Source organism: Mesorhizobium sp. M7A.F.Ca.US.011.01.1.1 (assembly GCF_003998295.1).
Classification (GTDB): domain Bacteria; phylum Pseudomonadota; class Alphaproteobacteria; order Rhizobiales; family Rhizobiaceae; genus Mesorhizobium.
In genome coordinates, this window is record NZ_RZRT01000003.1 from 26,837 (window position 1) to 50,219 (window position 23,383).

Genomic DNA, 23,383 nt, shown 5'->3' on the forward strand with positions numbered 1-23,383 from the left:
ACAGCTTCAGTTGGGGCGTTTAGCCCTTTTGACTTTTTGAAAAACATCGCAGGATTCCTTCGAGAGCCGAAAAATCGTTTCGGCGGGAATCGGGGCGATCAAGTCTTAGAGAGTCAGGAGAATCGTCGTACCGAAACCGCCTGCAGGCAGGTAAGCCCACGAGAGGGGCGCTGGATGTGCATGGTCATCATGAATTACCCCTCCATCGGTTCGGGTTGACAATGGAGCTGACATACCCGACTTCGCAGAAAATGGCCACCCGCAGGTCCAGCAATTTCCAAAACCGCGAGCCCGCTGTGGCCGATTTGCCACTTATTAGAAAGACGCGGAAATGAACTGTCGTCTCCGCATCGCGCTCTACCAGCCGGATATCGCCGGCAACACCGGGACAATCCTGCGCTTCGCCGCTTGCCTCGGGCTCGGCGTAGATATCATTGAACCGGCAGGCTTTCCGCTCTCCGACAAAGCGCTCAAGCGAGCCGGCATGGACTACCTCGAAATGGCTGCTCTGATCCGGCATGTCGACTGGCACGCCTTCGAGGACTGGCGCAAAGCCGGCGCGCACCGGCTGGTGCTGCTGTCGACCAAAGCCACGACCGCTTACACCAGCTTCACCTTCGCCGATGGCGACATCCTCCTGTTCGGCCGCGAATCCGCAGGCGTTCCGGATCCTGTTCATCAGGCGGCGGATGCGCGGCTGACCATCCCCATGCAGGGCGCGGCGCGCAGCATCAATGTCGCGCTTTCCGTCGCCATGGTGGCGGGCGAAGCCATCCGGCAACTGGGATAGGATCCGCAACCCGTCGACAACATCACCCCTATCGTCGACGACGACAGGGGCTTTCCCACTTATTCTTACCCAGGCGCACATCGCCTTCTCCTGCATTTGACCAAACGATCTCTCTTCGCTACAAGCTCAACTTAACTTGAGGTCAAGAGAAAAACGGAGCGGAAGTCAGGAATGGCACCGATAACGGAACTAACGGTCGGCCAGGTGGCCATGCGCAGCGGTGTGGCGGTGTCGGCATTGCATTTCTATGAGGCCCGCGGCCTGATCCGCAGCCACCGCACGGCGGGAAACCAGCGCCGCTACGGCCGCGACGTGCTGCGGCGCGTGGCGATCATCAAGGTGGCGCAGGAGGTCGGCATTTCGCTGGCCGAGATCGGTGAAGCCCTGGCATCGCTGCCAGAAGGCCGCACGCCGACGCGCGATGACTGGAACGTTTTGTCGACCGCTTGGCGCGACGGGCTCGATCACAAGATCGCCCAGTTGAAGAAACTGCGCGACGGGCTGACCGACTGCATCGGCTGTGGCTGCATGTCTATCGACAAATGCCCGCTGCGCAACAAGGGCGACCGGCTGGCGCGCGAGGGGACAGGGGCAAGAAGGCTGGTTGCTCCGCCTCTCTCGAGGACATCCTAGTCAGCCGCAGGCAAGCGCCTGATGGTGAACTCAATCAAGTCGCCCGGCCGCTCGAACCAGCTTTCGATCTCGGTCCAGTAGGCCTGCTTGGGAAAGCGCTCGAACCATTCCTTGGCCTTGAGCCGCGCATCGGAGCGCGGCAGCACGAAGGTCTCGCGCAGGAAACCATCGCGCGGCATGCGCGCGTGTTCGGCACGGCTTTGGTCGAGCCTTTTCTTCAGGCCATCCAGCGGCGGTCTTGCCGGGGTGCGCACGAAACAACTCCTTGCACCTGGCGCATGACCCCGAAATCGGAATCGAGTTCGGAAAGGATCATGCGCAAAACCAAAGTGACTTGACCCTTGCCCTTAAGAGATTAGGGATCGCGCCGGCAAAAGACGAGTCATTTGTGGGACTCGCCGCCCCAACCGGAGACGGCACTTGGAACGACCAGAAATACCGGCAGGCCTGCCCGCCGACATCGAACAGAAGAAGATGAAGGCAAGGCTGTGGTTCGAGGCGCTGCGCGAACGCATCTGCGCCACCTTCGAGCAGATCGAGCAGGATCTTGGCGGGCCGCTGGCCTCGTGGTCGCCCGGCCGCTTCGAAAAGACGCCATGGGAACGTGACGAGGGGCGCGGTGGCGGCGGCACCATGTCGATGATGCACGGCCGCGTCTTCGAAAAGGTCGGCGTCCACACTTCGACCGTCCATGGCGAATTCTCGCCCGAATTCAGGAAGCAGATGCCCGGCGCCGAGGAAGACCCGCGCTTCTGGGCATCCGGCATTTCGCTGATCGCGCACCCGTGGAATCCCAACGTTCCGGCCGTGCACATGAACACGCGCATGGTGGTAACATCGCGCCAATGGTTCGGCGGCGGCGCCGATCTGACACCGGTGCTCGATCGCCGCCGCACCCAGGACGACCCTGATACCGTCGCCTTCCACCGCGCCATGCAATTCGCTTGCGAGAAGAATGCCGCGGTCGCCGATTACCCGAAATTCAAGGCCTGGTGCGACGAGTACTTCTATCTGTCGCACCGCAACGAGCCGCGCGGCACCGGCGGCATCTTCTTCGACTGGCTCCATTCGGGTGAGGATAAAGGCGGCTGGAATGCCGATTTCAACTTCGTCCAGGATGTCGGCCGCTCCTTTCTCGTCGTCTACGGTCACCTCGTGCGCGCCAACTTCAACGAGAACTGGACCGATGGCGACCGTGACGAACAGCTCATCCGCCGCGGCCGCTATGTCGAATTCAATCTGCTTCACGATCGCGGCACCATCTTCGGACTGAAGACCGGCGGCAATGTCGCGTCCATTCTCTCCAGCCTGCCGCCCGAGGTCCGCTGGCCGTAACAAAATGGTGAGCGCGGCGTGAGCCGCATTGATGTCCCATTCGCTCGAAATGGGCATGGAATGTGGCACGCGGTGCGGCGAAAAATTTCTTTTTCGTCTAATAGGCTGTTGAAAAGACTGGTCTATTTGTGGCCCCGGGTCGGGAAGCGCCGGCGGTTCGCCTGCGCGCAATTCCAGGAAGGTGCGAAACGGCTTTCCGACCGGAATTGCGTCAAGACAAAACGAGCCGCGACCCGACGCGACCGGACGGCCCAAGACGATGCGGGACATCTTCGTCAAAAAGATACCCGCCTTTCCAGGAGTACTTCGCAATGCGCAAGATCATTGTTTCGGCTGCCGCCGCTGCCCTTCTCGCTTCCGGTTCAGTGGCATTCGCCGCCGTCAAGCACACCACCGGGACGATCAAGACCTTTGACACGACGGCCATGAGCCTGGTCCTCGATGATGGATCGTCTTTTACGCTTCCCAAGACCTTCAAGGATCCTGGCCTGACGGTCGGTGAAAAGGTCCGCGTCTCATGGGATATGAAGGGCAAGAACAAGGTCGCTGAGGCCGTCAAGGTTGCAAAATGATGGCTTGCCCGCCAGAGCAGGATGAGACGATATCCGGTCCTGTTTGGGGATAGCGTAAGAGGGCGGAGCAGCGCCTGCTCCGCCTTTTCGCCGTTGACTGCAACCAATGCCACCCCATCTGTGTTATGCTTCTCCCGCTCGCGGCCCCCAGGATCCGATCTCGGATTTGGACCGTCAGCCAAAAAAGTGCCGGAGCCTCGGGCTCCACGGAGGAAAAGGAGAAATCTCATGAAGGAATTTCACTGCGGGTCGCTCGTGCCCGGCTGTGACTGGCACACGCGTGCCGACGAGGAGGCCGAGGTCATGCGCCGTGCCGTCGAGCACATGCGCGAGACGCATGGCGAGACGGTGATCCGCGAGACGATGATCGAGGCGATCCGCTCGCGCATCGAAAAGACCCGCGACGCGGCCTGATCTACCCGGCCTTCAAGGCTTCGGCGGCGCGCTTGAGGAGCGCGTCGCGATCAGGGGTAAACCCGGCTTCGACCCATTCCGCTTCAAGATTCCTGAGGATTTCGCCCAGTTTCGGCCCCGGAGTTGCGCCGAGCGCCGTCAGATCGGCACCTTTCAGCGGAAACAACGGCTTTTCCCATTTGGTGGCGAAGGCAAGCAGGCGCGAAAAGCCACCGGCTTCGAGCAGCGCCTCATTGTCCTCGACGGCGCGCACCCTTGCTGCCGCAAGCGACAGCCGCAGACGGTCGACAAACCCCTGCCGGTCACCGCGATAGAGCCTTTTCGCCAGTTCGCTCTCAGTCGTCTTCGGCTCGACGGCGGTGGCAAGCGCCCAGTGACGCAGGCGATCCGCTTCAGCGGTTGAAAATTTGAGCCGCTCGGCAAGCGTCTTCATGCGCGCGGCATCCGGCGGCACGATCGCTTCCAGTCTGAGCAGCGGGTCGGGTGCCCAGCCCAGATCCTTCCCGGCCTTGGCCAACCCATGGATGGCATCGATGCCCCATTTCTCGCTTTCCGGCAGCGCTGCGGTCAAGACACCTGCCTGCCGCATCCAGAGCAGCGCCCGTGACGGATCGGGCGCCGACAAAAGTTTCTTCAGTTCCGACCAGATTCGCTCGGACGAAAGCTGGGCCAGCCCTTCCTTAAGCCGGGCACAGGCTTTCAGCCCTTCGGCGTCCGGCCGCCCGTCGCCGTACCAGGCGAAGAAGCGGAAGAAGCGCAGGATGCGCAGGTAGTCTTCGCGAATGCGCGCTTCCGGGTCGCCGATGAATCGCAGCCGGCGCGCCTCGATGTCGGCAATGCCGTCAACCAGGTCGACCACCTTGCCATCGGCCCCGGCATAGAGCGCGTTGATGGTGAAGTCGCGCCGGTCGGCATCGAGCTTCCAGTCGCGCCCGAACGACACTTTCGCGCGCCGCCCGTCGGTCTCGATATCAGCGCGCAAGGTGGTGATTTCATAAGGTTTTCCGCCGGCAACCACGGTGATTGTCCCATGCTCGATGCCGGTTGGCACCGCCTTGAACCCTTCCGCTTCGGCGCGGCGGAGGGTTTCCTCCGGCAGGCAGGTGGTGGCGATGTCGATGTCGGCGACCGGCTGGCCCATCAGCGTGTTGCGCACCGCGCCGCCTGCGACTCGCGCCTCTTCACCGCCTTCGGCCAGTGCGAACAGCAGGCGCTGCAGATGCTTGTCGCCGAGCCAGTCGGCCCTGTCCGCGATCGAGACACTCACGCATAAAGCCTTTCATAGAGGGTACGGATGATGCCGGCGGTGACGCCCCAGATGCGCCGTTCGCCGTAAGGCATGTCGTAGAAGAACCATTCGAGATCGTTCCACATACGGCTGTCGCGCTTGTGGTTGGCCGGATCCATCAGGAAGCGCAGCGGCACTTCGAAAGCGGCGTCGACCTCGTCGGCGTTGAGCGTCAGTTGGAAACCGGGCAGCACGATGCCCAGCACCGGCGCGATGCGGTAGCCGCTGCCGGCCACATAGTCGGGCATGCGGCCGATGATCTCGATGCGGTCTCGGCCAAGCCCGATCTCCTCGAAGGTCTCGCGCAGCGCCGCAGCCTCAGCGCTCGGATCGGTCGGATCGATTGTGCCGCCCGGAAATGCCACCTGCCCCGAATGGCTGCGCAGCTTTTCGGCCCGTTTGGTCAGGAGAACCGTCGCATCGCCCTCATGATCGACCACTGGGATGAGCACCGCGGCATTGCGCAGCGCCATGCCCTGATTGAGGCGCGGATGGCCGGGGTTAAAGCGATGATCGCCATAATCGTCGCCGGCATGCGCATCGGGCTGCACGGCAAAGCGCGCGCGAAAATCCGCGGATGAAAACGGCGCCGGCGTCACCTGGTCCATCACACACTCAGCCGCTTCAACTGGTCCGCCGGCATGATCGGGAACACGGCTCCCTTGGAGCGCACCGCGAACATCGTCTTGCCGCCGATCTCGATCTCCTCGCCATGCCCGACCAGTTCATACATCACCGGCCGCGCCACCAGCGCCTCCAGACGGCCGCGCACCAGCACATAGGGCTTCAGCCCGCCGGTCTCGTTCTCGTCGACAAAGCGCAGCGGGCGCTCCGGCCCGGCCTCGACGACATCGCCGACATTGGTGCGGAAGGTGATAGTCTGCGCTTCGCCGCTACCCGAAACGTCCATCTCGACGGCGATGAACGGCGCATCGGCGACGCGGATGCCGACCTTTTCCACGGGTGTCACCAGATAGGTCCTGCCATCGGCGTCCTTGCGCAGCACCGAGGAAAACAGCTGCACCAGCGGCATGCGCCCGATCGGCGTGCCCAGATAGAACCAGGTGCCGTCGGACTTGATCTCCATGTCCAGATCGCCGCAGAAGTCGGGATTCCAGCGTTCGACGGGTGCCGCGCCCTTGCCGGCACGGGCGGCGCGCGAGATGAGCGCCTCGAGACCACGCGCCTCGGTGGCACCAGTCAGGCTTTCTTCACGATGTCCCAAGGGTCCCGTCATGGTCACGAAATAGTCACTGTTGTTCCGCTTGTCAGCCTAAGTCTGTGATTTAAGTTTCGACATAGGCGCCACGCGAGGCCGAATCGCGGCAACTTATGGTATGGTGCAGCCGTTGTTCCAGCCATGGTATTCCAACCACAAGGATCGATGCGGCATGAGCGTGATGGTCAAGGAAAGCCCGATCAGCGAAAAGGACATGATCGCCGAGGCCGAAAAGGCGCTTGCCGACATCTCCCGTATCCGCGACGGGGTCGGCCGGGTCATCTTCGGACAGGAAAGCGTCGTCGAGCGTACGCTGGTGGCGCTGCTGGCCGGTGGCCATGCGCTTTTGGTCGGCGTGCCGGGCCTCGCCAAGACCAAGCTGGTCGAAACACTTGGCATCGTGCTCGGCCTCGATTCGCGTCGCATCCAGTTCACGCCGGACCTGATGCCGTCCGATATTCTCGGCTCCGAAGTGATGGAGCAGGACGAGACCGGCAAACGCTCCTTCCGCTTCATCTCCGGGCCGATCTTCGCCCAGTTGCTGATGGCCGACGAGATCAACCGCGCGTCGCCGCGTACCCAGTCGGCGCTGCTGCAGGCGATGCAGGAATACCACGTCACCATTGCCGGCGCCCGCCATGACCTGCCGGCGCCCTTCCACGTGCTGGCAACGCAGAACCCGCTGGAGCAGGAAGGCACCTATCCGTTGCCCGAGGCCCAGCTTGACCGCTTCCTGATGCAGGTCGACATCCTCTATCCCGAAATCGAGGCCGAGCGCCGCATCCTTCTGGAAACCACCGGCATCGAGGACGCGAAAGCGCAGAACGTGCTGCAACCGGCGCGGCTGAAGGAGATCCAGACGCTGATCCGCCGCATGCCGGTGCCTGAAAGCGTCGTCGAAGCGATCCTGACGCTGGTGCGCTCGGCGCGTCCCGGCCAAGGCAACGCCGAAACCGATAAGAACGTCGCGTGGGGGCCCGGCCCGCGCGCCAGCCAGGCGCTGATGCTGTGCACAAGGGCGCGCGCGCTTTACGACGGACGGCTGGCGCCCTCGGTCGACGACGTGCGTGCGCTGGCCGAGCCGGTGCTGCAGCATCGCATGGCGCTGACCTTCGCCGCCCGCGCCGAAGGCACCAGCGTCCGTGACGTGGTGGCGAAACTGGTCAAAGGTATCTAATGGCGCGCATTGGCGAGGTCCAGGCTCCGGCAGCGACGCGCGACGCGCTCGCCCGTGGCCGGTTGCGGGCCTCGCTTGTGCCAGACCTGCTGGTCGAGGCGCGCCGCATCGTCAACACCGTGATCGCCGGCTGGCATGGCCGCCGTAAGCGCGGCATCGGTGAGAATTTCTGGCAGTTCCGGCCCTATGTCGAGGGTGATTCCTCGCGCATCGACTGGCGCCGCTCGGCCCGCGACGACCACACCTATGTACGCGACCGCGAATGGGAAGCCGCCCATACGGTGTGGCTGTGGGCCGACCCCTCGCCGTCGATGCTCTACAAATCGACCGGCGCCAGCGTTTCCAAGCAATCGCGCGCGCTGGTGCTGGCGCTGGCCATGGCCGAGCTGTTGTCGCGCAGCGGCGAGCGCATCGCCTGGCCGGGCCTCACCGACCCGTTCACCGCCCGCAACGGCGCCGAACGCATCGCCGCCCAGTTGATGCATGCCGGCGATTTGCCGGCAAAACCCGATTTGTCCGACATCAGGCGCTTCTGCGACATCGTCATCGTCAGCGATTTCCTCGATCCTGTCGAAGAGACGATGGCCTGGCTCGACGTGCTGGCCCGCCACGGCGTACGTGCCCACCTGATCGAGGTCGCGGACCCGGCCGAGGAGACCTTCCCCTATGCCGGCCGAACCGAGTTCACCGATCCTGAGACCGGCGACAAGCTGACCGCCGGCCGCGCCGAAATGCTCGGAGATGAGTATCGCCTGCTCTACACCGCCCGCCGCCACGAACTGGCGGCCTGGTGCAAGCGGCTTGGCTGGAGCTTTACCGTCAACCACACCGATCGGCTTGCCTCCGACGCGCTGGTGCGGCTGCACATGGCAATGACCACTGATGGGCCCTCGGTCAGGCCGACCGCTGACGGTCGTGCCGGCACGATCGCCGGTGGCGATCAGCCAGGAAGGGCTGTCGCATGAGTTGGCTGCCGCTTTCCTTTGGCGCCCCCATGGTGCTGTGGGGCCTGCTGGCGCTGCCGGTGATCTGGTGGCTGCTCAGGCTGACGCCGCCCAAGCCGCAGACCGAGATCTTCCCGCCGCTGAAGATCCTGGCCCGCGTGCTGAAGCGCGAGGAGACGCCGCAGCAGAGTCCGTGGTGGCTGACGCTGCTCAGGCTCATGATGGCGGCCCTCATTGTGGCCGCATTGGCCGACCCGGTCTTCAACCCGCGCGAAAAGCTGCCGGCCGAGGGTGCAGCACTTGCGCTCGTCATCGACAATGACTGGGCAAGTGCCGCCGACTGGGGCAAACGCGTCGCCACCGCCGAGCGGCTGATCAACGACGCCGGCTCCAACGGCGTGCCGGTCGTCATCGCCTTCACCGCCGAAAAGGCCAATGCCGAGATCGGCCCGTTCGATGCCGCCACCGCCCTTGACCGGCTGCGCGCCGCCAAGCCGCGGCCGATCCCGACCGACCGGCCCGCCGTCTATGCCCGCGTCGCCGGCGTGCTGGAGACCTTGCCCGGGGCCAGTGTCGCCGTGCTTGCCGACGGCCTGGCGGCAAAAGGCGATGAAGCCGCCTTCAACACGCTTTTGTCGAAAAATGCCGCCCGTGTCGTCTGGGCAACCGCAGACAGGCTGTCGCTGACCGGTCTGACCGCCGCCGACAACCAGGTCGACGGCTTTGCACTGACCGCCATCCGCGCGCCGGGCGACCCTGCCCCGGCTCAGGTCACCGCCGGCGCCTTCGATGACAAGGGCCGCCGCATCGCCGATGCGACGCTGACTTTTTCGCCTGGCGAAACCACCGCCACCGGCACCATGGCGGTGCCGTTCGAGCTGCGCAACGACTTCGCATCCATCGCGCTCGACGGCGAGCGGCAGGCCGGTGCGGTCCGCGTGCTCGACGAAAGCTCCAAGCGGCGGCGCGTCGGTCTATTGTCGCAGGCCGAGGCCGACCAGGCGCAGCCGCTTTTGTCGCCGCTCTACTACATCAGGCGGGCGCTGCAGCCATTCGCCGATCTGGTCGAACCCTCCAGCGCCGATCTTGCCGACGCTATCCCGCAGATCCTCGACCAGAAGCCCGCGATGATCGTCATGGCCGATATCGGCACCATTCCCGGACAGGTCCGGCAGAGGCTTGTCGATTGGGTCGACAATGGCGGCACGCTGGTGCGTTTCGCCGGTTCGCGGCTCGCCACCGCGGGCGATGACGACGATCTGCTGCCGGTCCGCCTTCGCACCGGCGAGCGTTCGCTCGGCGGCGCGCTGTCATGGACGTCGCCGCAGCCTGTCACCGAATTCCCCAAGGCCGGCCCGTTCGCCGATCTGGCGCCCCCGACCGAGGTCACCGTCAGCAGGCAGGTGCTGGCCGAGCCGACACCCGATATCGTCGAGCGCACCTGGGCGGCCCTTGCCGACGGCACGCCGTTGGTCACCGGACTGAAGAAAGGCAAGGGCACGCTGGTGCTGTTCCACGTCACCCCTGAAGCAACCTGGTCGAACCTGCCGATCTCTGGCAGCTTCGTCGAGATGCTGCGCCGCATCGTGCAGCTGTCGCGCAACCAGGGCGCGGCCATCGCCAATGCCGAAGCCGCCGCGGCGTCGCTGGCGCCCTATCGCATGATTGCAGCCGACGGCTCGCTGGTGCCGCCGACGCCGGACGCGCGGCCGCTTGTACCGGGCGCCGGCGCGCTGCCGGTGACTTTTGAAAACCCGCCCGGTCTCTATGGTTCCGAGACAGGTGTATTTGCCCATAATTTGCTTGAAGCTGACAGCACGCTGGCTCCGCTGGCGCGCCCGCAAATCACTGTTCCCATCACCTCGATCCAGTATGCCTTTGACGAATCGCGCAATTTGAAAGGCGCGCTGGTCGCGGCCGCCCTGGTGCTGATGCTGCTTGATACGCTGGCGGTGTTCTGGATGGGCGGCCTGTTTTCACGCCGGCCGCGTCGCGCCGGTGCCGTGGCAACCACCGCCGCGGTCCTTATTGCGCTGGGTAGCCTGTTCGGTCATGCCGACCGTGCCCGCGCCGACGACGCCAAGCCGGGAGACGAGGTGGCCATCGAGGCGATTTCGAAGACCCGCATCGCCTATGTGCTGACCGGCGTGCCGGGTGACGATTCGATCAGCCGCGCCGGGCTTGAGGGCCTGACCCGCTTCCTGGTCGAGAAGACGGCACTGGAACCGGGCGAGCCGGCCGGCGTCGACATCTCGAGGGACGAGCTGTCGTTCTATCCGCTGATCTACTGGCCGGTCGATCCGGCCGCACCGATGCCCAGCCAGGCCGCGATCGCCCGCGTCGACGCCTATATGCAGCAAGGCGGCACGGTGCTGTTCGACACCCGCGACCAGTTCGCCAACGGCATCGGCGCCGATTCAACCAGCCCGGCGACGGAGCGGCTGCGCGACATCCTCGGCAACCTCAACGTGCCGCCGCTGGAACCGGTACCGTCCGACCACGTGCTGACCAAATCCTTCTTCATCCTGCCCGAATTCCCCGGCCGCTTCGCCGGCAGCCCGCTCTGGGTCGAGGCCTCGCTCGACGCCAGCAACGCCGAGAACCGGCCGGTGCGTACCGGCGATGGCGTCTCGCCGATCATGATAACCGCCAATGATTTCGCTGGCGCCTGGGCGGTCGACGAGAACGGCGATGCGCTGCTTCCGACCGTGCCGGCCGACCCGATGCAGCGCATCTACGCGCTGCGCGCCGGCGTCAACATCATGATGTACATGCTGACCGGCAACTACAAATCCGACCAGGTGCACGTGCCCATACTGCTCGAACGGCTGGGGCAGTAAGATGATGTCCTTTATTGCACCTCCGGGGATCGACCCTCCCAGATGGGAGGGTAAGGAATGAACTGGTCGATCTCCTTCGAACCGCTGATTTCCTGGCCCCTGCTGGCCTTGGCGCTGGTGCCACTGGCGCTGCTTGCGCTGGTCGGCCTGTGGTTTCGCCAGCGCGGCTCGGTCTTCCGCTTTGTTGCCCTGCTCGCGCTCGCCGCCGCTTTGTTCAACCCGGTGTTCCTCAACGAGGAGCGTGAGCCGCTGAAAAGCGTCGTTGCTCTCATTGTCGACCGCAGCCAGAGCCAGGATATCGGCGACCGCACCAAACAGACCGACGAGGCGCTGGCCGGGCTGCAGCAGCGGCTTGGCCGCTTCAAGCAGTTCGACGTGCGCGTCGTCGAGGCCGGCAAATCCGAGGCCGCCGAGGAGCGCACCGAGACACGGCTGTTCGGTGCGCTTGAAGGCGCCTTCCGCGACGTGCCGCCGTCACGCATCGGCGGCGCCATCATGATCACCGATGGCGAGGTCCATGACGCCCCCCCGGCCGCGCCCGATTTCAACGCCCCGCTGCATGCCCTGATCACCGGCAACGACCACGAAAAGGACCGCCGCATCCGCTTCGAGAACGCGCCGCGCTTCGGCCTTGTCGGCAAGCCGCTCGACATGACCTACCGCGTCATCTCGACCGAAAACGAGACCGGCCCGGTCGATGTGCGCGTCTCGGTCAATGGCGAACAGGTCGCGGTCGAGCACGCCACCGTTGGCCAGGCGATGCCGCTGCAGGTGACCATTCCGGGTGCCGGGCGCAACATCGTCGAACTCGCCATCGACCGCGAACCGGGCGAACTGACCGACACCAACAACCGCGCCATCGCGCTCATAGACGGCATTCGCGAGAATCTGCGCGTGCTGCTCGTCTCCGGCGAGCCGCATGCCGGCGAACGCACCTGGCGCAACCTGCTGAAATCCGACGCCTCGGTCGATCTCGTCCATTTCACCATCCTGCGGCCGCCGGAAAAGCAGGACGGCACGCCGATCAACGAATTGTCGCTGATCGCCTTCCCGACCCGCGAACTGTTCGTCGAGAAGATCAAGGATTTCGACCTCATCATTTTCGACCGCTACCAGCACCGCGACGTGCTGCCGATCCTCTATTACGACTACATCTCCGAATATGTCGAAAAGGGCGGCGCGCTGCTGATCGCGGCCGGCCCCGAATATGCCGGCGAAAGCTCGATCGCGCGCACGCCGCTGATGTCCGCCCTGCCGGCGATGCCCACCGGCGAGGTGGTCGACAAGGCCTTCTATCCGCGCCTCACCGAACTCGGCCAGCGCCACCCGGTGACGCGTGGGCTGGATGGCTCCGCCACCGAGCCGCCGCACTGGAGCCGCTGGTTCCGCACCATCGGCGTGCAGAATCCCGAAGGCGCAGTGGTGATGAAGGGCGCCGACAACCGGCCGCTGCTGTTGCTCGACCGCAAGGGCGAAGGCCGCGTCGGCATGCTGCTGTCCGATCAGGGCTGGCTGTGGGCGCGCGGCTTCGAGGGCGGCGGACCGCATGTCCAGCTCTACCGGCGCATTGCGCACTGGCTGATGAAGGAGCCCGAGCTCGAGGAGGAGCGGCTGACCGCCGACGGCCGCGGCATGGTGCTGGAAATCCGCCGCCAGTCGATGGCCGACGATCCCGGCCCAGCCCAGATCATCACCCCGTCCGGCAAGACACTGACCGTCAAGCTCGATAAATCCGAGCCCGGGGTCTTCCTCGGCAGCGTCGAAACCAGCGAGATCGGCCTCTACCAGGTCGCCAATGGCGACCTGACGGCGCTCGCCCATGTCGGCCCGGTCAACGCACCGGAATTCGCCGACGTCATTTCCACCGAAAACCGGCTGAAGGCACCGGCGGAAGCAACCGGCGGCAGCGTGCGCCGGCTGGCGTCATCCACGGCCCTTGGCAGCGACGTGACGCTACCCTCCATCGTGCCGGTGCGCTCGGCTGGTGCCGCGTCCGGCAACGACTGGATCGGACTGCGCACGACAGACGACAGCGTGCTCAAGGCCGTTTCGCGCGTGCCGCTGTTCGGCGGCTTCCTCGGCCTCGGCCTGTTGCTTCTGGCGATGGGCTCGATGTGGTACCGCGAGGGACGGTAGGACTACTCCTCCGGCTCCGTCGTGAACATCAGCGGATAGCCCTTGGCCTTGCCGGCATCGGTGGCCCGCGTCGCCTTGGTCTCGGCGACATCCTTGGTGAAGACGGCAACGACGCAGACGCCGCGTCGATGCGCAGTGATCATCACCCGGTGCGCCTGGTCCTCGCTGAGCTTGAACTCGCCCTTCAGCACCGTCACCACGAATTCGCGCGGCGTGAAATCGTCGTTGATGAGGATGACCTTGTAGAGCTTTGGCCGTTCGACCTGCGGTTTGACCTGGACGCGCGGTTTTGTGGTGATTTCAGGCATTGGAACCGACCATTAGGGCAATTCCGGGAAAAGTGTCAAAACGGTTTTCCGTCCGGAATTGCGTCAAACAAAGGATCAGAGCGGTCCGCCGTTTCCACGAAACGGTGAATTGCTCTGGCGTAAGCGAGGTGACCACCATTTTGGCACTGGTGAGAACGGTCGTCCATTTTGATCAACGCGCGAAAACCAGTGTCCGCCGGCGCTGCCATTCACAATCATGTGGGAAAGTGTCGGTTGCCGTTCAACGGTCCTGACGGCCGAACATGCGGCGGCTCGGAATCTGCCGCGCGGCCGTGGCCGACGGCATATCGGGGCGAAAGCGGTTTCCACCGGCATCCGCCCGGCGTTCCAGCCAGGCCGCGATCGGCCATGCGGCGACGCAGATCAGCGTCGCGCCTGTCAGCACGACCAGCAGCCAGGTCTGTGCCGGCGTGATGTAGTCCCAGTTGGTGGAAATCGCCGGCGCGAATAGCGAAGGCTCGGTGCGTCCGCTGGCCGGATCGGGCACCGGGCTGGCGGTGAACAAGATCAGCACCCTGGCGACGCCGGTGGCAACCAGGCCGCCGATCACCATCGAGCGCAAAATGGACGAAAGCCGCTTCTTCATGCGGATTGTCCTACACGGCCGGCGTTGCAAACGGGTTAAGTGTCAGTCGAGGCGGAAGCTGCCGGTGCCAGACTTCGCCAAAGATCGGTTGAACCATCGACCCGCTTCATCGCCAATGTCAGGGCTTCAGCGGTTCGGACAGGAAGAAGGCCGCTCCAGCCGAAACCAGCTGGAGCGGCCTTGGTCAACAGGCCGGCATTTTGTGCCGGACCTTATTACGTCTTGGGGGCGTCCTTCTTGACGGCCTTCTCGGCAGCCTTCTTGTGCTTCTTGACGGTCTTCTTGACGACCTTCTTCGGAGCAGCCTTGGCCGGAGCGGCAGTCGCCGGAGCGGTGGTCGTCGAAGCAGCCGGAGCAGCGGTCGTGGTGGCGGCGGCGTTGCCGAGAGCCGGCATCGCGAAGGCGAGAGCGACGGCGAGACCGGTTGCGGAGAGGATGGACTTTTTCATGGCTTCGTTTCCTTTTTATGCGGGTCAAGTTTCGGAGTGTTACTGAACCGGGTCGTTCGGCGTCACTCCAAGCAGCTTCAAAGCACTGGCGAGCATCCGGATGCCCTGCGCCTGTTTCTTGGCGGCGCAGTACCGGTTGCCCTTTCTCTGAAGTGCCTTTGCCGCGGTGACCTGCGTTGCCGTGGCATGGGTTTCGAGGGCTTCATCAAATTGGTGGCTAAGATTGGCGCACCGTTCGCTCCGGGTTGTGAGCGTCACCTTTGCGTCCGATTGTCCGACAGCGGCAGTGACCAGGCAGAAGCCCAGCAACGCACCCAACAAACTGATCGACAATCTTGGCATCGGTTTATCCGTAAACCCGGAGACTAGCGTCGCAGCCGATGACCTGACCGCCACGAGACCAGTTATGCCCTTGAAATTTTTCAGGAGTTTTTCTGAACTGTAGAATTTTGTTTCTGGAGTGTGTCTGAGAAAGCCGCTGTGAACCCATCATAGCCACTGGCCAACATATGGCCTGAATTCTATCGTGTGGGTTGCGACAGAAGGGCTTGGCAATCAAAGACAGAAGGGCTTGGCAACAATGACAGGGCTGCTGTGAAATCCGACGCACACATACTGATCGTCGACGACGACAAGGGTATCCGCGACCTGCTGCAGGAATTCTTCCAGAAGCGGGGCCTGCACACCTCGGTTGCCGCCGACGGCATCGAGATGGAGACCATCCTGCGGCGCGTCCAGGTGGACCTCATCGTCCTCGACGTGATGCTGCCCGGCAAAAGCGGGCTGGAACTGTGCCGCGACCTGCGCGCCCAGTATTCGACGCCGATCATCATGCTGACCGCCGTCACCGAGACGACCGACCGCGTCGTCGGCCTGGAAATGGGCGCCGACGACTATGTGCCCAAACCATTCGATCCGCGCGAGCTTTTGGCGCGTATCCGCGCCGTGCTCAGGCGCAATGGCACCGCCGAGCCTAAGCGCGCCACCACCAAGCAGATTTACCGCTTCGCCGGCTGGACGATGGATTGTGCTCGGCGCCGGCTGATCGCACCCGACGATGTCAGGGTCGAACTGACCATGGCCGAATTCAACCTGCTGCAGACCTTCGTCAAGAGCGCGCAGCGCGTGCTGACCCGCGACCAGCTCATCGAGCTGTCCGGCGGCGACAGCGATTATTCCTTCGACCGCAGCATCGACATCCTGGTCAGCCGGTTGCGGCGCAAGATGGAGGACGACCCGAAGACGCCCAAGCTGATCCTGACCGTGCGCAGCGGCGGCTACCAGTTCCTGCCCGAGACGACCTCCGAATGAGACGTTTCCTGCCGCAGACCTTGCCTGTCTGGGTGCTGCTGATCGTCATTGCCGGCCTGCTGATCAGCCAGGTCGCGACCCTTTACATCGTGTCGCGCGACCGCGCCGCCGCCAACGACGTCGTCGACCTCTACCGGCTCAACGACCGTGCCTTCTCGCTGGTGCAGCTCATGCATGACGCCAGTCCGGACGAGCGCAAGGCGACGGCGACCGGCCTGTTCAACTCCACCTACGCGCTCACCGTTTCGGACACGCCGGCGGTCACTTCGTCGATCGCCGGCGACGACGAACTGGCCGAACTCGAAGACATCCTCGTTGGCCGGCTGTCGAAATTCGGCATCACCGATGCACGCGTGCGCCGCGATCCGGCGACGCGCGAGGCCGATGACGCGGACGGCACGGCGCCGGGACCCGACATCGGACAGGTCGAGCGTGACCTTCTGGTGCTGGCCGCCGACTTCGCTCAGAGCGACAAGCTGACGGCGTCGCTGCGCTTCGCCGACGGCCAATGGCTGAACTTCACCGAACCGATCACGCCCGTCGGCCCGATCCTGAGCTTCGACAGCCTGCCGCTTTATTCGCTGATCGCAGGGCTGGTGGTGATCATGTCGATCTGGTCGCTGCGCCGGCTGACGGCGCCCTACCGGATGATGGAAACCGCCGTGAACCGGATCGGCAAGGATCTGAAGAGCCCACCGATCGCCGAGAGCGGCAGCCGCGAAGTGCGAGCCGCCGCCAAGGCGATCAACGCCATGCAGGCGAGGTTGCGCGAATATGTCGAGGACCGCGAACATCTGGCGGCGGCACTGGCGCATGATCTGCGCACGCCGATGACCAGGATGCGCCTGCGCCTGGAGCTGTTGCGCAAATCGGCGGTCCGTGAGGCCCTGGCGCACGACCTCGCCGACGTCGAGAGCATCGCCAGCTCGGTGATCGACTTCGCCACCTTCGAAGTGACCGAGGAAAAGAACGAACGCATCGATTTCTGGTCGCTCGTGGAATCGATCGCCGACGGCTATGACGACGTGTCGTTCGACGACGAGACCCGTTCGCGCGGCCTGATCTGCATGGCGCGGCCGGTCGCGCTCAAGCGCTGCGTCACCAATCTGGTGCAGAACGCGGTCACCTACGGCAAGAAGGCGCATCTTTCGCTGCGCCGGTCGGAAGACATGATCCTGCTCACCATCCGCGATGAAGGGCCCGGGATACCGCAGGCACAGATCGACGCCGTGTTCGGCTCGTTCGTGCGCCTCGAACAATCGCGCAACCGCCAGACCGGCGGTCTGGGCCTCGGCCTGACCATTGCCCGCAACATCGCGCGCGCCGCAGGTGGCGAGATCCGACTGTCCAACAACCCGGGCGGTGGCCTGCTGACCCAACTGCGCCTGCCGCTGGCGGCTTAAAAAGCATTCAAGCAGCCTCCGCTGCCCGCGGCGGCGTCCACGAATTTGGCGTTACCGCCGCAGCACCGCGCTCAGCACATCGCGGATGCCGATGGCGCCGACGAAGCGCGACTGGTCGTCGAACAGCGCCACGGGTGCTGTCTGCGAGCGGTGCATGGCCAGCATGACGGTTTTCAGCGAGGTGCCCGGATTGGCCCAGAACACCTGCGCTACTTCCTCGGGCTGGCCTTCGACGTCGGCGCACGACACCCACACCGCCGGCTTGCCGTCGCGTTCGGCCGCCGCCACCAGCCCGTGATCGTCGATCTTGAAGCGCGTCGTCTTGCGGCGGTCGAGCCACACCCAGCCGTCCTTGCCGTGCTCCAGATCGCGACGGTCGCGCATCACGTTCCAGGCGGTCAGCACCGACAGCGGGTTCACATTGGCGATGAAGTCGCGGACATAGTCGTTGGCAGGCCGCAGCACGATGTCCTCCGGCGCGCCGGTTTGCACGATGCGCCCACCCTCCATGATGGTGATGTGGGAGCCAATCTTCAGCGCCTCCTCGAGGTCGTGGCTGACGAAGATGATGGTCTTCTTCAACTCGGCCTGCAGTTGCAGCAATTCGTCCTGCAGCTTGGTGCGGATCAGCGGGTCGAGCGCCGAGAACGGCTCGTCCATCAGCAGGATCGGCGCCTCAGTGGCGAAGGCCCGCGCCAGGCCGACGCGCTGCTGCATGCCGCCCGACAGCTCATGCGCGTATTTCTTCGACCACTGGTCGAGATTGACCAGCTTGAGCTGGCGTTGCACGCGCTCCTTGCGCTCGGCTTCCGGTACGCCGGCGAGTTCGAGGCCGAGACCGACATTCTCCTCCACCGTACGCCAGGGCAAAAGGCCGAACTGCTGGAACACCATCGCCACCTGTTTCTGGCGCAGGCGCCGCAGGGTCGCCTCGTCGCAGGTGACGACGTCGACGGTTTTGTCGCCATCCTTGACCAGCACCTGGCCGCGCGACACCACGTTGAGCCGGTTGACCGCCCGCAGCAATGTCGACTTGCCCGAACCGGAGAGACCCATCAGCACGGAGATTTCGCCCTCGTTCACGGTCAGGCTGGCGCCGGCGCAACCCAGTACATTGCCGGTCTTGTCGAGGATCTCGGCGCGGCTGGCTCCGGCGTCGATCATCTTCAGCGATCCGGCCTGGTCGGCGCCGAAGACGATATCGACGTTCCGGAAATCGACGGCGACGGTCATTTCTTGCCTCCAACGGCGATGCGGGTCATCCGGTCGAGCACGATGGCCAAGACGACGATGGCGAGGCCCGCCTCAAGCCCGAGGTCGATCTTGCGCGAACCCAGCGCCCGGTTGATTTCGGTGCCGAGGCCCCCGGCGCCTATCAGTGCGGCAAACACCACCATCGACAGCGACAGCATGATGGACTGCGTCAGACCGGCCATGATGGTGGGCAGCGCCGAGGGCAGCTCCACCTTCCACAGCAACTGGCTCTTGGTGGCGCCGAACGCCTCGCCGGCTTCGACGATCGACTTCGGCACCGAGACAACGCCGAGATGCGTGAGACGAACCGCGGTCGGGATGACGAAGATGATGGTGACGATGAGGCCGGGCGCATTGCCGAGGCCGAACAGCGTCAGCACCGGGATCAGGTAGACGAAGGTCGGCAACGTCTGCATCAAATCGAGCACCGGCAGCATGACGCGATAGACCTTCGGCTTGTGCGCCGCCCAGATACCGAGTGGCACACCGATGGCCATCGAGACGGCGGCGGCGGCAACCACCAGCACCAGCGTTTCTACCGTCTGCTTCCAGAGGTTCTGGTTGAGGATGAACAGCAACCCGAGAAAGACAGCCACGGCCAAGCCTCTCGATCGCTGCAGATAATAGGCAAGCAGTGCAATCAGCGCGATGAGAAGGACCGGCGGTACCAGCAGCAGCGTGTCGACCACTCCGTCGAGCAGGAAATTCAAACCGCCGGAGAGACCGCGGAAGAAGGTGTTGAAATTGTCGGTAAGGAAGGTGAAGAACGCTTTGCCCCATTCGCCTATAGGGATCTTGTAACTGACAAAGAATTTTGAAATCGGATCCATCTTGCCCCTCTTTGACAGTCGCCGTCCTTGCCGGACGGTCATCTTGTCACAGGATATGAAAAAGGGCAGCCCTTTCTACAGTGACTGCCCTTCTTGATCGGTCACGCCGAACGCAAGACCTGCTCAGCTTCCGAGCGCAGTCTTCACGGCTGCAGCCGCGTCGCCGCCATCGAAAGTGGTCACGCCGGCAATCCACGGAGCAACCGCGTCCGGATGCTTCTTGAGCCAGTCGGTCGCAGCCGTATTGGCATCGGCGCCCTTGAGGATCGCGTCCATTATCTCGCCTTCCATGTCGAGATTGAACTTTAGGTTGGCGATGAATTTGCCGGCATTCGGGCACTCGGTGGTGTAACCCTTGCGCACATTGGTATGCACGGTGGCTGCGCCAAAGCCGCTGTCGCCCATGCCATCGAGATAGGTGATCTTCATGGCACCCATCACCGGATGCGGCGTCCAGCCGAGGAACGCGATCCACTCATTGCTCTTGATCGACTGCTCGGCCTGCGTCAGCATGCCAGCCTCCGAGGATTCGACCAGCTCGAAACCTTCGAGATTGTCCTTCGGGTTCTTGATCATGTCGAGGATGATGCGGTTACCATCATTGCCGGCCTCGATGCCATAGATCTTGCCGTTGAACTTGTCCTTGAACTTGCCGATATCGGTCAGCGATTTCACGCCGGCGTCAGCAACATAGGTCGGCACGACGATGCCGTAGCCGGCGCCGGTCAGGTTGGTGCTGATCGTCTCTACCGAGCCATCGGCGGTATAGTCCTTGATGTCGTTGGTCATCGACGGCATCCAGTTGCCGAGGAACACGTCGAGATCCTTGTTCTTCAGCGACGCCATGGTCACCGGCACCGACAGCTGGATCGTCTGCGGCTCATAGCCGAGCGCGGTCAGCAGCACGGAGGCGACGCCGGTCGTCGCCTGGATGTCGGTCCAGCCGACATCAGAAAGGCGCACCGCCTTGCAGCTCGCCGGATCGCCGGCAAAGGCAGCGCTGGTGGACAAAAAAGCCGCCAGGCCGAGGCCGGCGACGAAAGAGTTCATACGCGACATAGACAGTCTCCCATTGTGATTCTTGGCGAAGCGTAGCTACGGTTTCTCTGCCCGCCTTGTTTCGTCAGCCAAACACCATTCTGGTGTGGTTTCAAGCATTAAGACAATCACGATCAACGGCGCGGGCTGGCCAATCAGCGACACATCAGGCGCTTTTGCCATGCCTGACGGTTTTTTCGAAGACGGGCCGGCTTTTTCAGGGGAATGCGGGCGACCGCCCCTCCCCGTATCAGGGCAAGTCGGCTTAAAAGAGCGGCATGGCCAAGCTTTACTTCCACTACGCGACTATGAACGCCGGCAAGACGACAATGCTCTTGCAGGCCTCTTACAATTATCGCGAGCGCGGCATGGGCACGATGCTGTTCGTCGCCGGCCACTACCGCAAGGGCGACACCGGCCTGATCTCGTCGCGCATCGGCCTGGAGACGGAAGCCGAGATGTTCCGCGACGGCGATGATCTGTTCGCTCGCGTCGCCGATCACCACGCGCACACGAATGTGCATTGCGTGTTCGTCGACGAGGCGCAGTTCCTCGAGGAAGAGCAGGTCTGGCAGCTCGCCCGCATCGCCGACCGGCTGAACATTCCGGTCATGTGCTACGGCCTGCGCACCGATTTCCAGGGCAATCTGTTTTCCGGCTCGCGCGCGCTGCTGGCCATCGCCGACGATCTGCGCGAAGTGCGCACCATCTGCCGCTGCGGCCGCAAGGCGACGATGGTCGTGCGCCTTGGCCCCGACGGCAAGGTGGCGCGCCAGGGCGAGCAGGTGGCGATCGGCAAGGACGTCTATGTCTCGCTCTGCCGCCGCCACTGGGAGGAAGAGATGGGCCGCGCCGCGCCCGACGACTTCATCGGCTTTATCAAGGGTTGACGGGGAGCGGCGTCGGCCCGGCCGGTGCAGCGGGATCGCGCATCTTTCCGCAATCCCGCCGCGGTGCAGCGTTTCTTAAGGCCTCGGCCCTATAAGGCCGCCAGCCAGAGCTCTCCGGGGTCAGCCATGTTTCGAGCCGCTTCGTTCGCCAGCATTCTTCTCCTTGCCACCTCGCTTGCCGCCCATGCTGGCGGTGATCCAACCCTGGGCAAGAAGGCCTTCAACCGGTGCATGGCCTGCCATGAAGCAGCCACCGACCGCGACAAGGTCGGTCCGCATCTGTTGGGCGTCGTTGGCCGCACCGCCGGAAGTGCGGAGAGTTTTCTTGGCCGCTATTCCGAGGCGATGAAGAGTGCCGGCGCCGCCGGCCTGGTCTGGGATGAAGCCAATCTCGCCGAGTATCTCAGAGCACCCAAGCTGAAAGTGCCCGGCAACAAGATGGCGTTTGCCGGCCTGGCCAAAGACGACGACATCGCCAATGTCATTGCCTATCTGAAGGCCGATCCCAAGCCCTGATCCGCTGTTCGTCAGCTCTGTAAAGCCGGCATTCTCCTCGCATATCGCGGCCGCGATTGCTTCGGCGGTTTGCCCAATACAAAGGCATCCGTGCGCCTTCGCCTTGCCGCATGAAAGTTCAATGACAGCTGAACTATAGCTGGTCGGCAAGCTAATCACGCTAAGCCCACGCCTTCACTGGCTTTCAAGACCCTGACGAATTTTTTTGTTTTCACGCCGCCCTTATCTTCACGTCTTTCAATCCCCTGATGCCCCACATATATTCGCCGCTGTTCGCGACCAGCGACGTCATGCCGAAGCGGGAGGCCCCAATGGCGACATTGCAGAATTTCGACGCCGAAATTGCCAAGACCAAGCAGGTCGTGCAGGACATGCGCTCCAAGATCGAGCAATCCGGCACCATGCTTGATACGCTTGCCACATCAGACAAGAAGATCGGCGACGCAAATTTCGACCTCGAGAACGCCCGCATCGAGGATGTGCTGAAGCAGCAGAAGGTGATGGAAGGCAACATTGCCGACCTGATCATCGGGCTGGAGGACGCCACCAACGTCTTCGGCGCCGAGTTCGAGAGCATGAAGAACTACACCGGCTGGGAAAAATTCATCGGCATCTTCTCCAGCCAGAGCAAGCAGCGCATGCGCACCGACCGCGTCCGCAACATGTCGCTGGCCGGCAATCTGCAGGAACTGCTGGTCAAATCCGACACCATCGTCGGCATATTGAAGGCGCAGAAAGAGGTCCTCGACCAACGCTACAAGACCTCGGAAACCAGCCTGTCGCAGGTGATCGAGCGCCGCAAGACCACCATGACCAACCTCGAAGCCGTGCAGAAGCGCATCGAGGAGCTCAACCCGATGCTGCTCGACATCGAAAACAAGATCGCCGCTTCGACCAGCCAGAAGGATCGCACGCAGCTCGAAGGCGAACGCTCCAAGCTGGCGACGGAATACAACGAAAAGCAGGCCAAGGAGCAGGAGCTGCTGGCCGAGAGCCAGACGCTCGAGCGCTACACCTCGATGTTCCAGACCTTCGTCGATTCGCTCAACAACCAGATAGCCGCGCAATCGACGCTGATCAACAAACTGACCATCGATACCGAGCAGCGCATCGTGCTCTACAAGGCGCTGGAAGATTCGCTGAAGACCGCTGCCCAACAGGACGTCGCCCACAAGATCAACACGCTGGGCAGCCGGGTCGACAACACCGCCGAGGAAACCATGGCCGGCATCGGTGCCGCTTCGCAAAAGCACATCGGCGACCTGCTCGAGATGCACGAGAAGAACATGGTCGCCACCGCAGACATCCAGCGCCGCAAGAAGCTGGCCGACGATGCCTTTGCCCGCCGCTTCGACGAGGTGCTGAAGAAGCACAATTCGGCAAACTACGTGCAGTCTTAGGGGTGACAGGACTGCCCGCGAGCGCACAG

The 23,383-nt window shown here is 63.5% G+C and carries 25 protein-coding genes; 14 read left to right on the plus strand and 11 right to left on the minus strand.

Features of this window, described 5'->3' with window-relative positions; genetic code table 11:
- Positions 1–331 precede the first annotated feature (331 nt).
- A complete protein-coding gene (locus EOA13_RS04880; RefSeq protein ID WP_127290158.1) occupies positions 332–790 on the plus strand; it encodes a tRNA (cytidine(34)-2'-O)-methyltransferase in 459 nt (152 codons plus the stop codon).
- Positions 791–961: 171 nt separating this feature from the next.
- Positions 962–1,423: a redox-sensitive transcriptional activator SoxR gene (gene soxR / locus EOA13_RS04885; protein WP_127290160.1), complete on the plus strand. Its 462-nt coding sequence runs from the start codon at positions 962–964 to the stop codon at positions 1,421–1,423.
- Here soxR and EOA13_RS04890 read toward each other — a convergent pair.
- Entirely contained in the window at positions 1,420–1,677 is a 258-nt protein-coding gene (locus EOA13_RS04890; protein WP_027039410.1) for a hypothetical protein, read from the minus strand. The two genes, soxR and EOA13_RS04890, sit on opposite strands and share 4 nt — an antisense overlap.
- Positions 1,678–1,843: 166 nt before the next feature.
- On the opposite strand from EOA13_RS04890, the gene hemF reads away from it, so the two are divergent.
- From hemF to EOA13_RS04905, 3 genes are all read left to right on the plus strand, one after another.
- Positions 1,844–2,758 carry an oxygen-dependent coproporphyrinogen oxidase gene (hemF, locus tag EOA13_RS04895; RefSeq protein WP_127290162.1) on the plus strand — a complete coding sequence of 305 codons (915 nt, stop codon included), beginning with the start codon at positions 1,844–1,846 and terminating at the stop codon, positions 2,756–2,758.
- A gap of 311 nt (positions 2,759–3,069) precedes the next feature.
- Positions 3,070–3,330: a DUF1344 domain-containing protein gene (locus EOA13_RS04900; protein ID WP_023809849.1), complete on the plus strand. Its 261-nt coding sequence runs from the start codon at positions 3,070–3,072 to the stop codon at positions 3,328–3,330.
- 228 nt (positions 3,331–3,558) lie between these two features.
- Positions 3,559–3,744 (plus strand): DUF1059 domain-containing protein, encoded by a 186-nt coding sequence (locus tag EOA13_RS04905; RefSeq protein ID WP_013529972.1) that lies wholly within the window; start codon positions 3,559–3,561, stop codon positions 3,742–3,744.
- Between the two features lies 1 nt (position 3,745).
- Here the strand turns inward: EOA13_RS04905 and EOA13_RS04910 are convergent, their stop codons facing one another.
- The 3 genes from EOA13_RS04910 to EOA13_RS04920 are packed head-to-tail and all read right to left on the minus strand — an operon-like array spanning position 3,746 to position 6,269.
- A complete protein-coding gene (locus EOA13_RS04910) occupies positions 3,746–5,011 on the minus strand; it encodes a CCA tRNA nucleotidyltransferase (RefSeq protein ID WP_127290164.1) in 1,266 nt (421 codons plus the stop codon).
- Positions 5,008–5,640 carry a CoA pyrophosphatase gene (locus tag EOA13_RS04915; protein WP_127290166.1) on the minus strand — a complete coding sequence of 211 codons (633 nt, stop codon included), beginning with the start codon at positions 5,638–5,640 and terminating at the stop codon, positions 5,008–5,010. Before EOA13_RS04915 ends, EOA13_RS04910 begins: the two co-directional genes overlap by 4 nt.
- Entirely contained in the window at positions 5,640–6,269 is a 630-nt protein-coding gene (locus tag EOA13_RS04920) for a DUF1285 domain-containing protein (RefSeq protein ID WP_127290168.1), read from the minus strand. Before EOA13_RS04920 ends, EOA13_RS04915 begins: the two co-directional genes overlap by 1 nt.
- A gap of 154 nt (positions 6,270–6,423) precedes the next feature.
- Between EOA13_RS04920 and EOA13_RS04925 the strand changes: the two genes are divergently transcribed.
- Genes EOA13_RS04925 through EOA13_RS04940 form a run of 4 tightly spaced genes read left to right on the plus strand, consistent with a single transcriptional unit; the run spans position 6,424 to position 13,348 of the window.
- Positions 6,424–7,428 (plus strand): MoxR family ATPase, encoded by a 1,005-nt coding sequence (locus tag EOA13_RS04925; RefSeq protein WP_127290170.1) that lies wholly within the window; start codon positions 6,424–6,426, stop codon positions 7,426–7,428.
- Positions 7,428–8,393: a DUF58 domain-containing protein gene (locus EOA13_RS04930; protein WP_127290172.1), complete on the plus strand. Its 966-nt coding sequence runs from the start codon at positions 7,428–7,430 to the stop codon at positions 8,391–8,393. The genes EOA13_RS04925 and EOA13_RS04930 overlap by 1 nt, the downstream gene beginning before the upstream one ends.
- Positions 8,390–11,212, plus strand: a complete 2,823-nt coding sequence (locus EOA13_RS04935; protein WP_127290174.1) for a DUF4159 domain-containing protein — start codon at positions 8,390–8,392, stop codon at positions 11,210–11,212. The genes EOA13_RS04930 and EOA13_RS04935 overlap by 4 nt, the downstream gene beginning before the upstream one ends.
- A gap of 57 nt (positions 11,213–11,269) precedes the next feature.
- Positions 11,270–13,348, plus strand: coding sequence for a hypothetical protein (locus tag EOA13_RS04940; protein ID WP_127290176.1), 2,079 nt, complete (start codon positions 11,270–11,272; stop codon positions 13,346–13,348).
- Between the two features lie 2 nt (positions 13,349–13,350).
- Here EOA13_RS04940 and clpS read toward each other — a convergent pair whose 3' ends face one another.
- From clpS to EOA13_RS04960, 4 genes are all read right to left on the minus strand, one after another.
- Positions 13,351–13,656: an ATP-dependent Clp protease adapter ClpS gene (gene clpS / locus EOA13_RS04945; RefSeq protein WP_027039419.1), complete on the minus strand. Its 306-nt coding sequence runs from the start codon at positions 13,654–13,656 to the stop codon at positions 13,351–13,353.
- A gap of 241 nt (positions 13,657–13,897) precedes the next feature.
- Entirely contained in the window at positions 13,898–14,263 is a 366-nt protein-coding gene (locus tag EOA13_RS04950) for a hypothetical protein (protein WP_127290178.1), read from the minus strand.
- 215 nt (positions 14,264–14,478) lie between these two features.
- The gene (locus tag EOA13_RS04955; RefSeq protein WP_013529962.1) at positions 14,479–14,712 is read right to left on the minus strand and encodes a hypothetical protein; all 234 of its coding nucleotides are present in this window, start codon (positions 14,710–14,712) and stop codon (positions 14,479–14,481) included.
- Between the two features lie 39 nt (positions 14,713–14,751).
- On the minus strand, positions 14,752–15,054 hold the full coding sequence (locus EOA13_RS04960; protein WP_023809859.1) for a hypothetical protein: 303 nt from the start codon (positions 15,052–15,054) through the stop codon (positions 14,752–14,754).
- A 252-nt stretch (positions 15,055–15,306) separates the two neighbouring features.
- On the opposite strand from EOA13_RS04960, the gene EOA13_RS04965 reads away from it, so the two are divergent.
- A complete protein-coding gene (locus EOA13_RS04965; protein ID WP_127290180.1) occupies positions 15,307–16,023 on the plus strand; it encodes a response regulator transcription factor in 717 nt (238 codons plus the stop codon).
- Entirely contained in the window at positions 16,020–17,426 is a 1,407-nt protein-coding gene (locus EOA13_RS04970) for an ATP-binding protein (protein WP_127257508.1), read from the plus strand. The genes EOA13_RS04965 and EOA13_RS04970 overlap by 4 nt, the downstream gene beginning before the upstream one ends.
- Before the next feature lie 51 nt (positions 17,427–17,477).
- Here the strand turns inward: EOA13_RS04970 and choV are convergent, their stop codons facing one another.
- The 3 genes from choV to EOA13_RS04985 all read right to left on the minus strand — a co-directional run bounded on the left by choV (position 17,478) and on the right by EOA13_RS04985 (position 20,569).
- A complete protein-coding gene (choV, locus tag EOA13_RS04975; RefSeq protein WP_127290182.1) occupies positions 17,478–18,659 on the minus strand; it encodes a choline ABC transporter ATP-binding protein in 1,182 nt (393 codons plus the stop codon).
- Positions 18,656–19,510: a choline ABC transporter permease subunit gene (gene choW, locus EOA13_RS04980; RefSeq protein ID WP_023809862.1), complete on the minus strand. Its 855-nt coding sequence runs from the start codon at positions 19,508–19,510 to the stop codon at positions 18,656–18,658. The genes choV and choW overlap by 4 nt, the downstream gene beginning before the upstream one ends.
- Positions 19,511–19,633: 123 nt before the next feature.
- Positions 19,634–20,569 carry a choline ABC transporter substrate-binding protein gene (locus tag EOA13_RS04985; protein ID WP_127290184.1) on the minus strand — a complete coding sequence of 312 codons (936 nt, stop codon included), beginning with the start codon at positions 20,567–20,569 and terminating at the stop codon, positions 19,634–19,636.
- A 257-nt stretch (positions 20,570–20,826) separates the two neighbouring features.
- On the opposite strand from EOA13_RS04985, the gene EOA13_RS04990 reads away from it, so the two are divergent.
- From EOA13_RS04990 to EOA13_RS05000, 3 genes are all read left to right on the plus strand, one after another.
- Positions 20,827–21,438: a thymidine kinase gene (locus EOA13_RS04990; RefSeq protein ID WP_127290186.1), complete on the plus strand. Its 612-nt coding sequence runs from the start codon at positions 20,827–20,829 to the stop codon at positions 21,436–21,438.
- Positions 21,439–21,564: 126 nt separating this feature from the next.
- Positions 21,565–21,954 carry a cytochrome c family protein gene (locus EOA13_RS04995; RefSeq protein WP_127290188.1) on the plus strand — a complete coding sequence of 130 codons (390 nt, stop codon included), beginning with the start codon at positions 21,565–21,567 and terminating at the stop codon, positions 21,952–21,954.
- A gap of 311 nt (positions 21,955–22,265) precedes the next feature.
- Positions 22,266–23,354, plus strand: coding sequence for a hypothetical protein (locus EOA13_RS05000; protein WP_023809868.1), 1,089 nt, complete (start codon positions 22,266–22,268; stop codon positions 23,352–23,354).
- The last annotated feature ends 29 nt before the right edge of the window (positions 23,355–23,383 follow it).

Excerpts from the sequence above, each read along its gene's own strand:
- EOA13_RS04950 (WP_127290178.1), bottom strand. The coding sequence starts at position 14,263 with ATGAAGAAGCGGCTTTCGTCCATTTTGCGCTCGATGGTGATCGGCGGC.
- EOA13_RS04935 (WP_127290174.1), top strand. The coding sequence starts at position 8,390 with ATGAGTTGGCTGCCGCTTTCCTTTGGCGCCCCCATGGTGCTGTGGGGC.
- EOA13_RS04970 (WP_127257508.1), top strand. The coding sequence starts at position 16,020 with ATGAGACGTTTCCTGCCGCAGACCTTGCCTGTCTGGGTGCTGCTGATC.
- EOA13_RS04920 (WP_127290168.1), bottom strand. The coding sequence starts at position 6,269 with ATGACGGGACCCTTGGGACATCGTGAAGAAAGCCTGACTGGTGCCACC.
- EOA13_RS04995 (WP_127290188.1), top strand. The coding sequence starts at position 21,565 with ATGTTTCGAGCCGCTTCGTTCGCCAGCATTCTTCTCCTTGCCACCTCG.
- EOA13_RS04900 (WP_023809849.1), top strand. The coding sequence starts at position 3,070 with ATGCGCAAGATCATTGTTTCGGCTGCCGCCGCTGCCCTTCTCGCTTCC.
- EOA13_RS04930 (WP_127290172.1), top strand. The coding sequence starts at position 7,428 with ATGGCGCGCATTGGCGAGGTCCAGGCTCCGGCAGCGACGCGCGACGCG.
- soxR (WP_127290160.1), top strand. The coding sequence starts at position 962 with ATGGCACCGATAACGGAACTAACGGTCGGCCAGGTGGCCATGCGCAGC.
- EOA13_RS04880 (WP_127290158.1), top strand. The coding sequence starts at position 332 with ATGAACTGTCGTCTCCGCATCGCGCTCTACCAGCCGGATATCGCCGGC.
- EOA13_RS04925 (WP_127290170.1), top strand. The coding sequence starts at position 6,424 with ATGAGCGTGATGGTCAAGGAAAGCCCGATCAGCGAAAAGGACATGATC.
- EOA13_RS04985 (WP_127290184.1), bottom strand. The coding sequence starts at position 20,569 with ATGTCGCGTATGAACTCTTTCGTCGCCGGCCTCGGCCTGGCGGCTTTT.
- EOA13_RS04990 (WP_127290186.1), top strand. The coding sequence starts at position 20,827 with ATGGCCAAGCTTTACTTCCACTACGCGACTATGAACGCCGGCAAGACG.
- choW (WP_023809862.1), bottom strand. The coding sequence starts at position 19,510 with ATGGATCCGATTTCAAAATTCTTTGTCAGTTACAAGATCCCTATAGGC.
- EOA13_RS05000 (WP_023809868.1), top strand. The coding sequence starts at position 22,266 with ATGGCGACATTGCAGAATTTCGACGCCGAAATTGCCAAGACCAAGCAG.
- choV (WP_127290182.1), bottom strand. The coding sequence starts at position 18,659 with ATGACCGTCGCCGTCGATTTCCGGAACGTCGATATCGTCTTCGGCGCC.
- EOA13_RS04955 (WP_013529962.1), bottom strand. The coding sequence starts at position 14,712 with ATGAAAAAGTCCATCCTCTCCGCAACCGGTCTCGCCGTCGCTCTCGCC.
- EOA13_RS04915 (WP_127290166.1), bottom strand. The coding sequence starts at position 5,640 with ATGGACCAGGTGACGCCGGCGCCGTTTTCATCCGCGGATTTTCGCGCG.
- EOA13_RS04960 (WP_023809859.1), bottom strand. The coding sequence starts at position 15,054 with ATGCCAAGATTGTCGATCAGTTTGTTGGGTGCGTTGCTGGGCTTCTGC.
- EOA13_RS04905 (WP_013529972.1), top strand. The coding sequence starts at position 3,559 with ATGAAGGAATTTCACTGCGGGTCGCTCGTGCCCGGCTGTGACTGGCAC.
- EOA13_RS04940 (WP_127290176.1), top strand. The coding sequence starts at position 11,270 with ATGAACTGGTCGATCTCCTTCGAACCGCTGATTTCCTGGCCCCTGCTG.
- clpS (WP_027039419.1), bottom strand. The coding sequence starts at position 13,656 with ATGCCTGAAATCACCACAAAACCGCGCGTCCAGGTCAAACCGCAGGTC.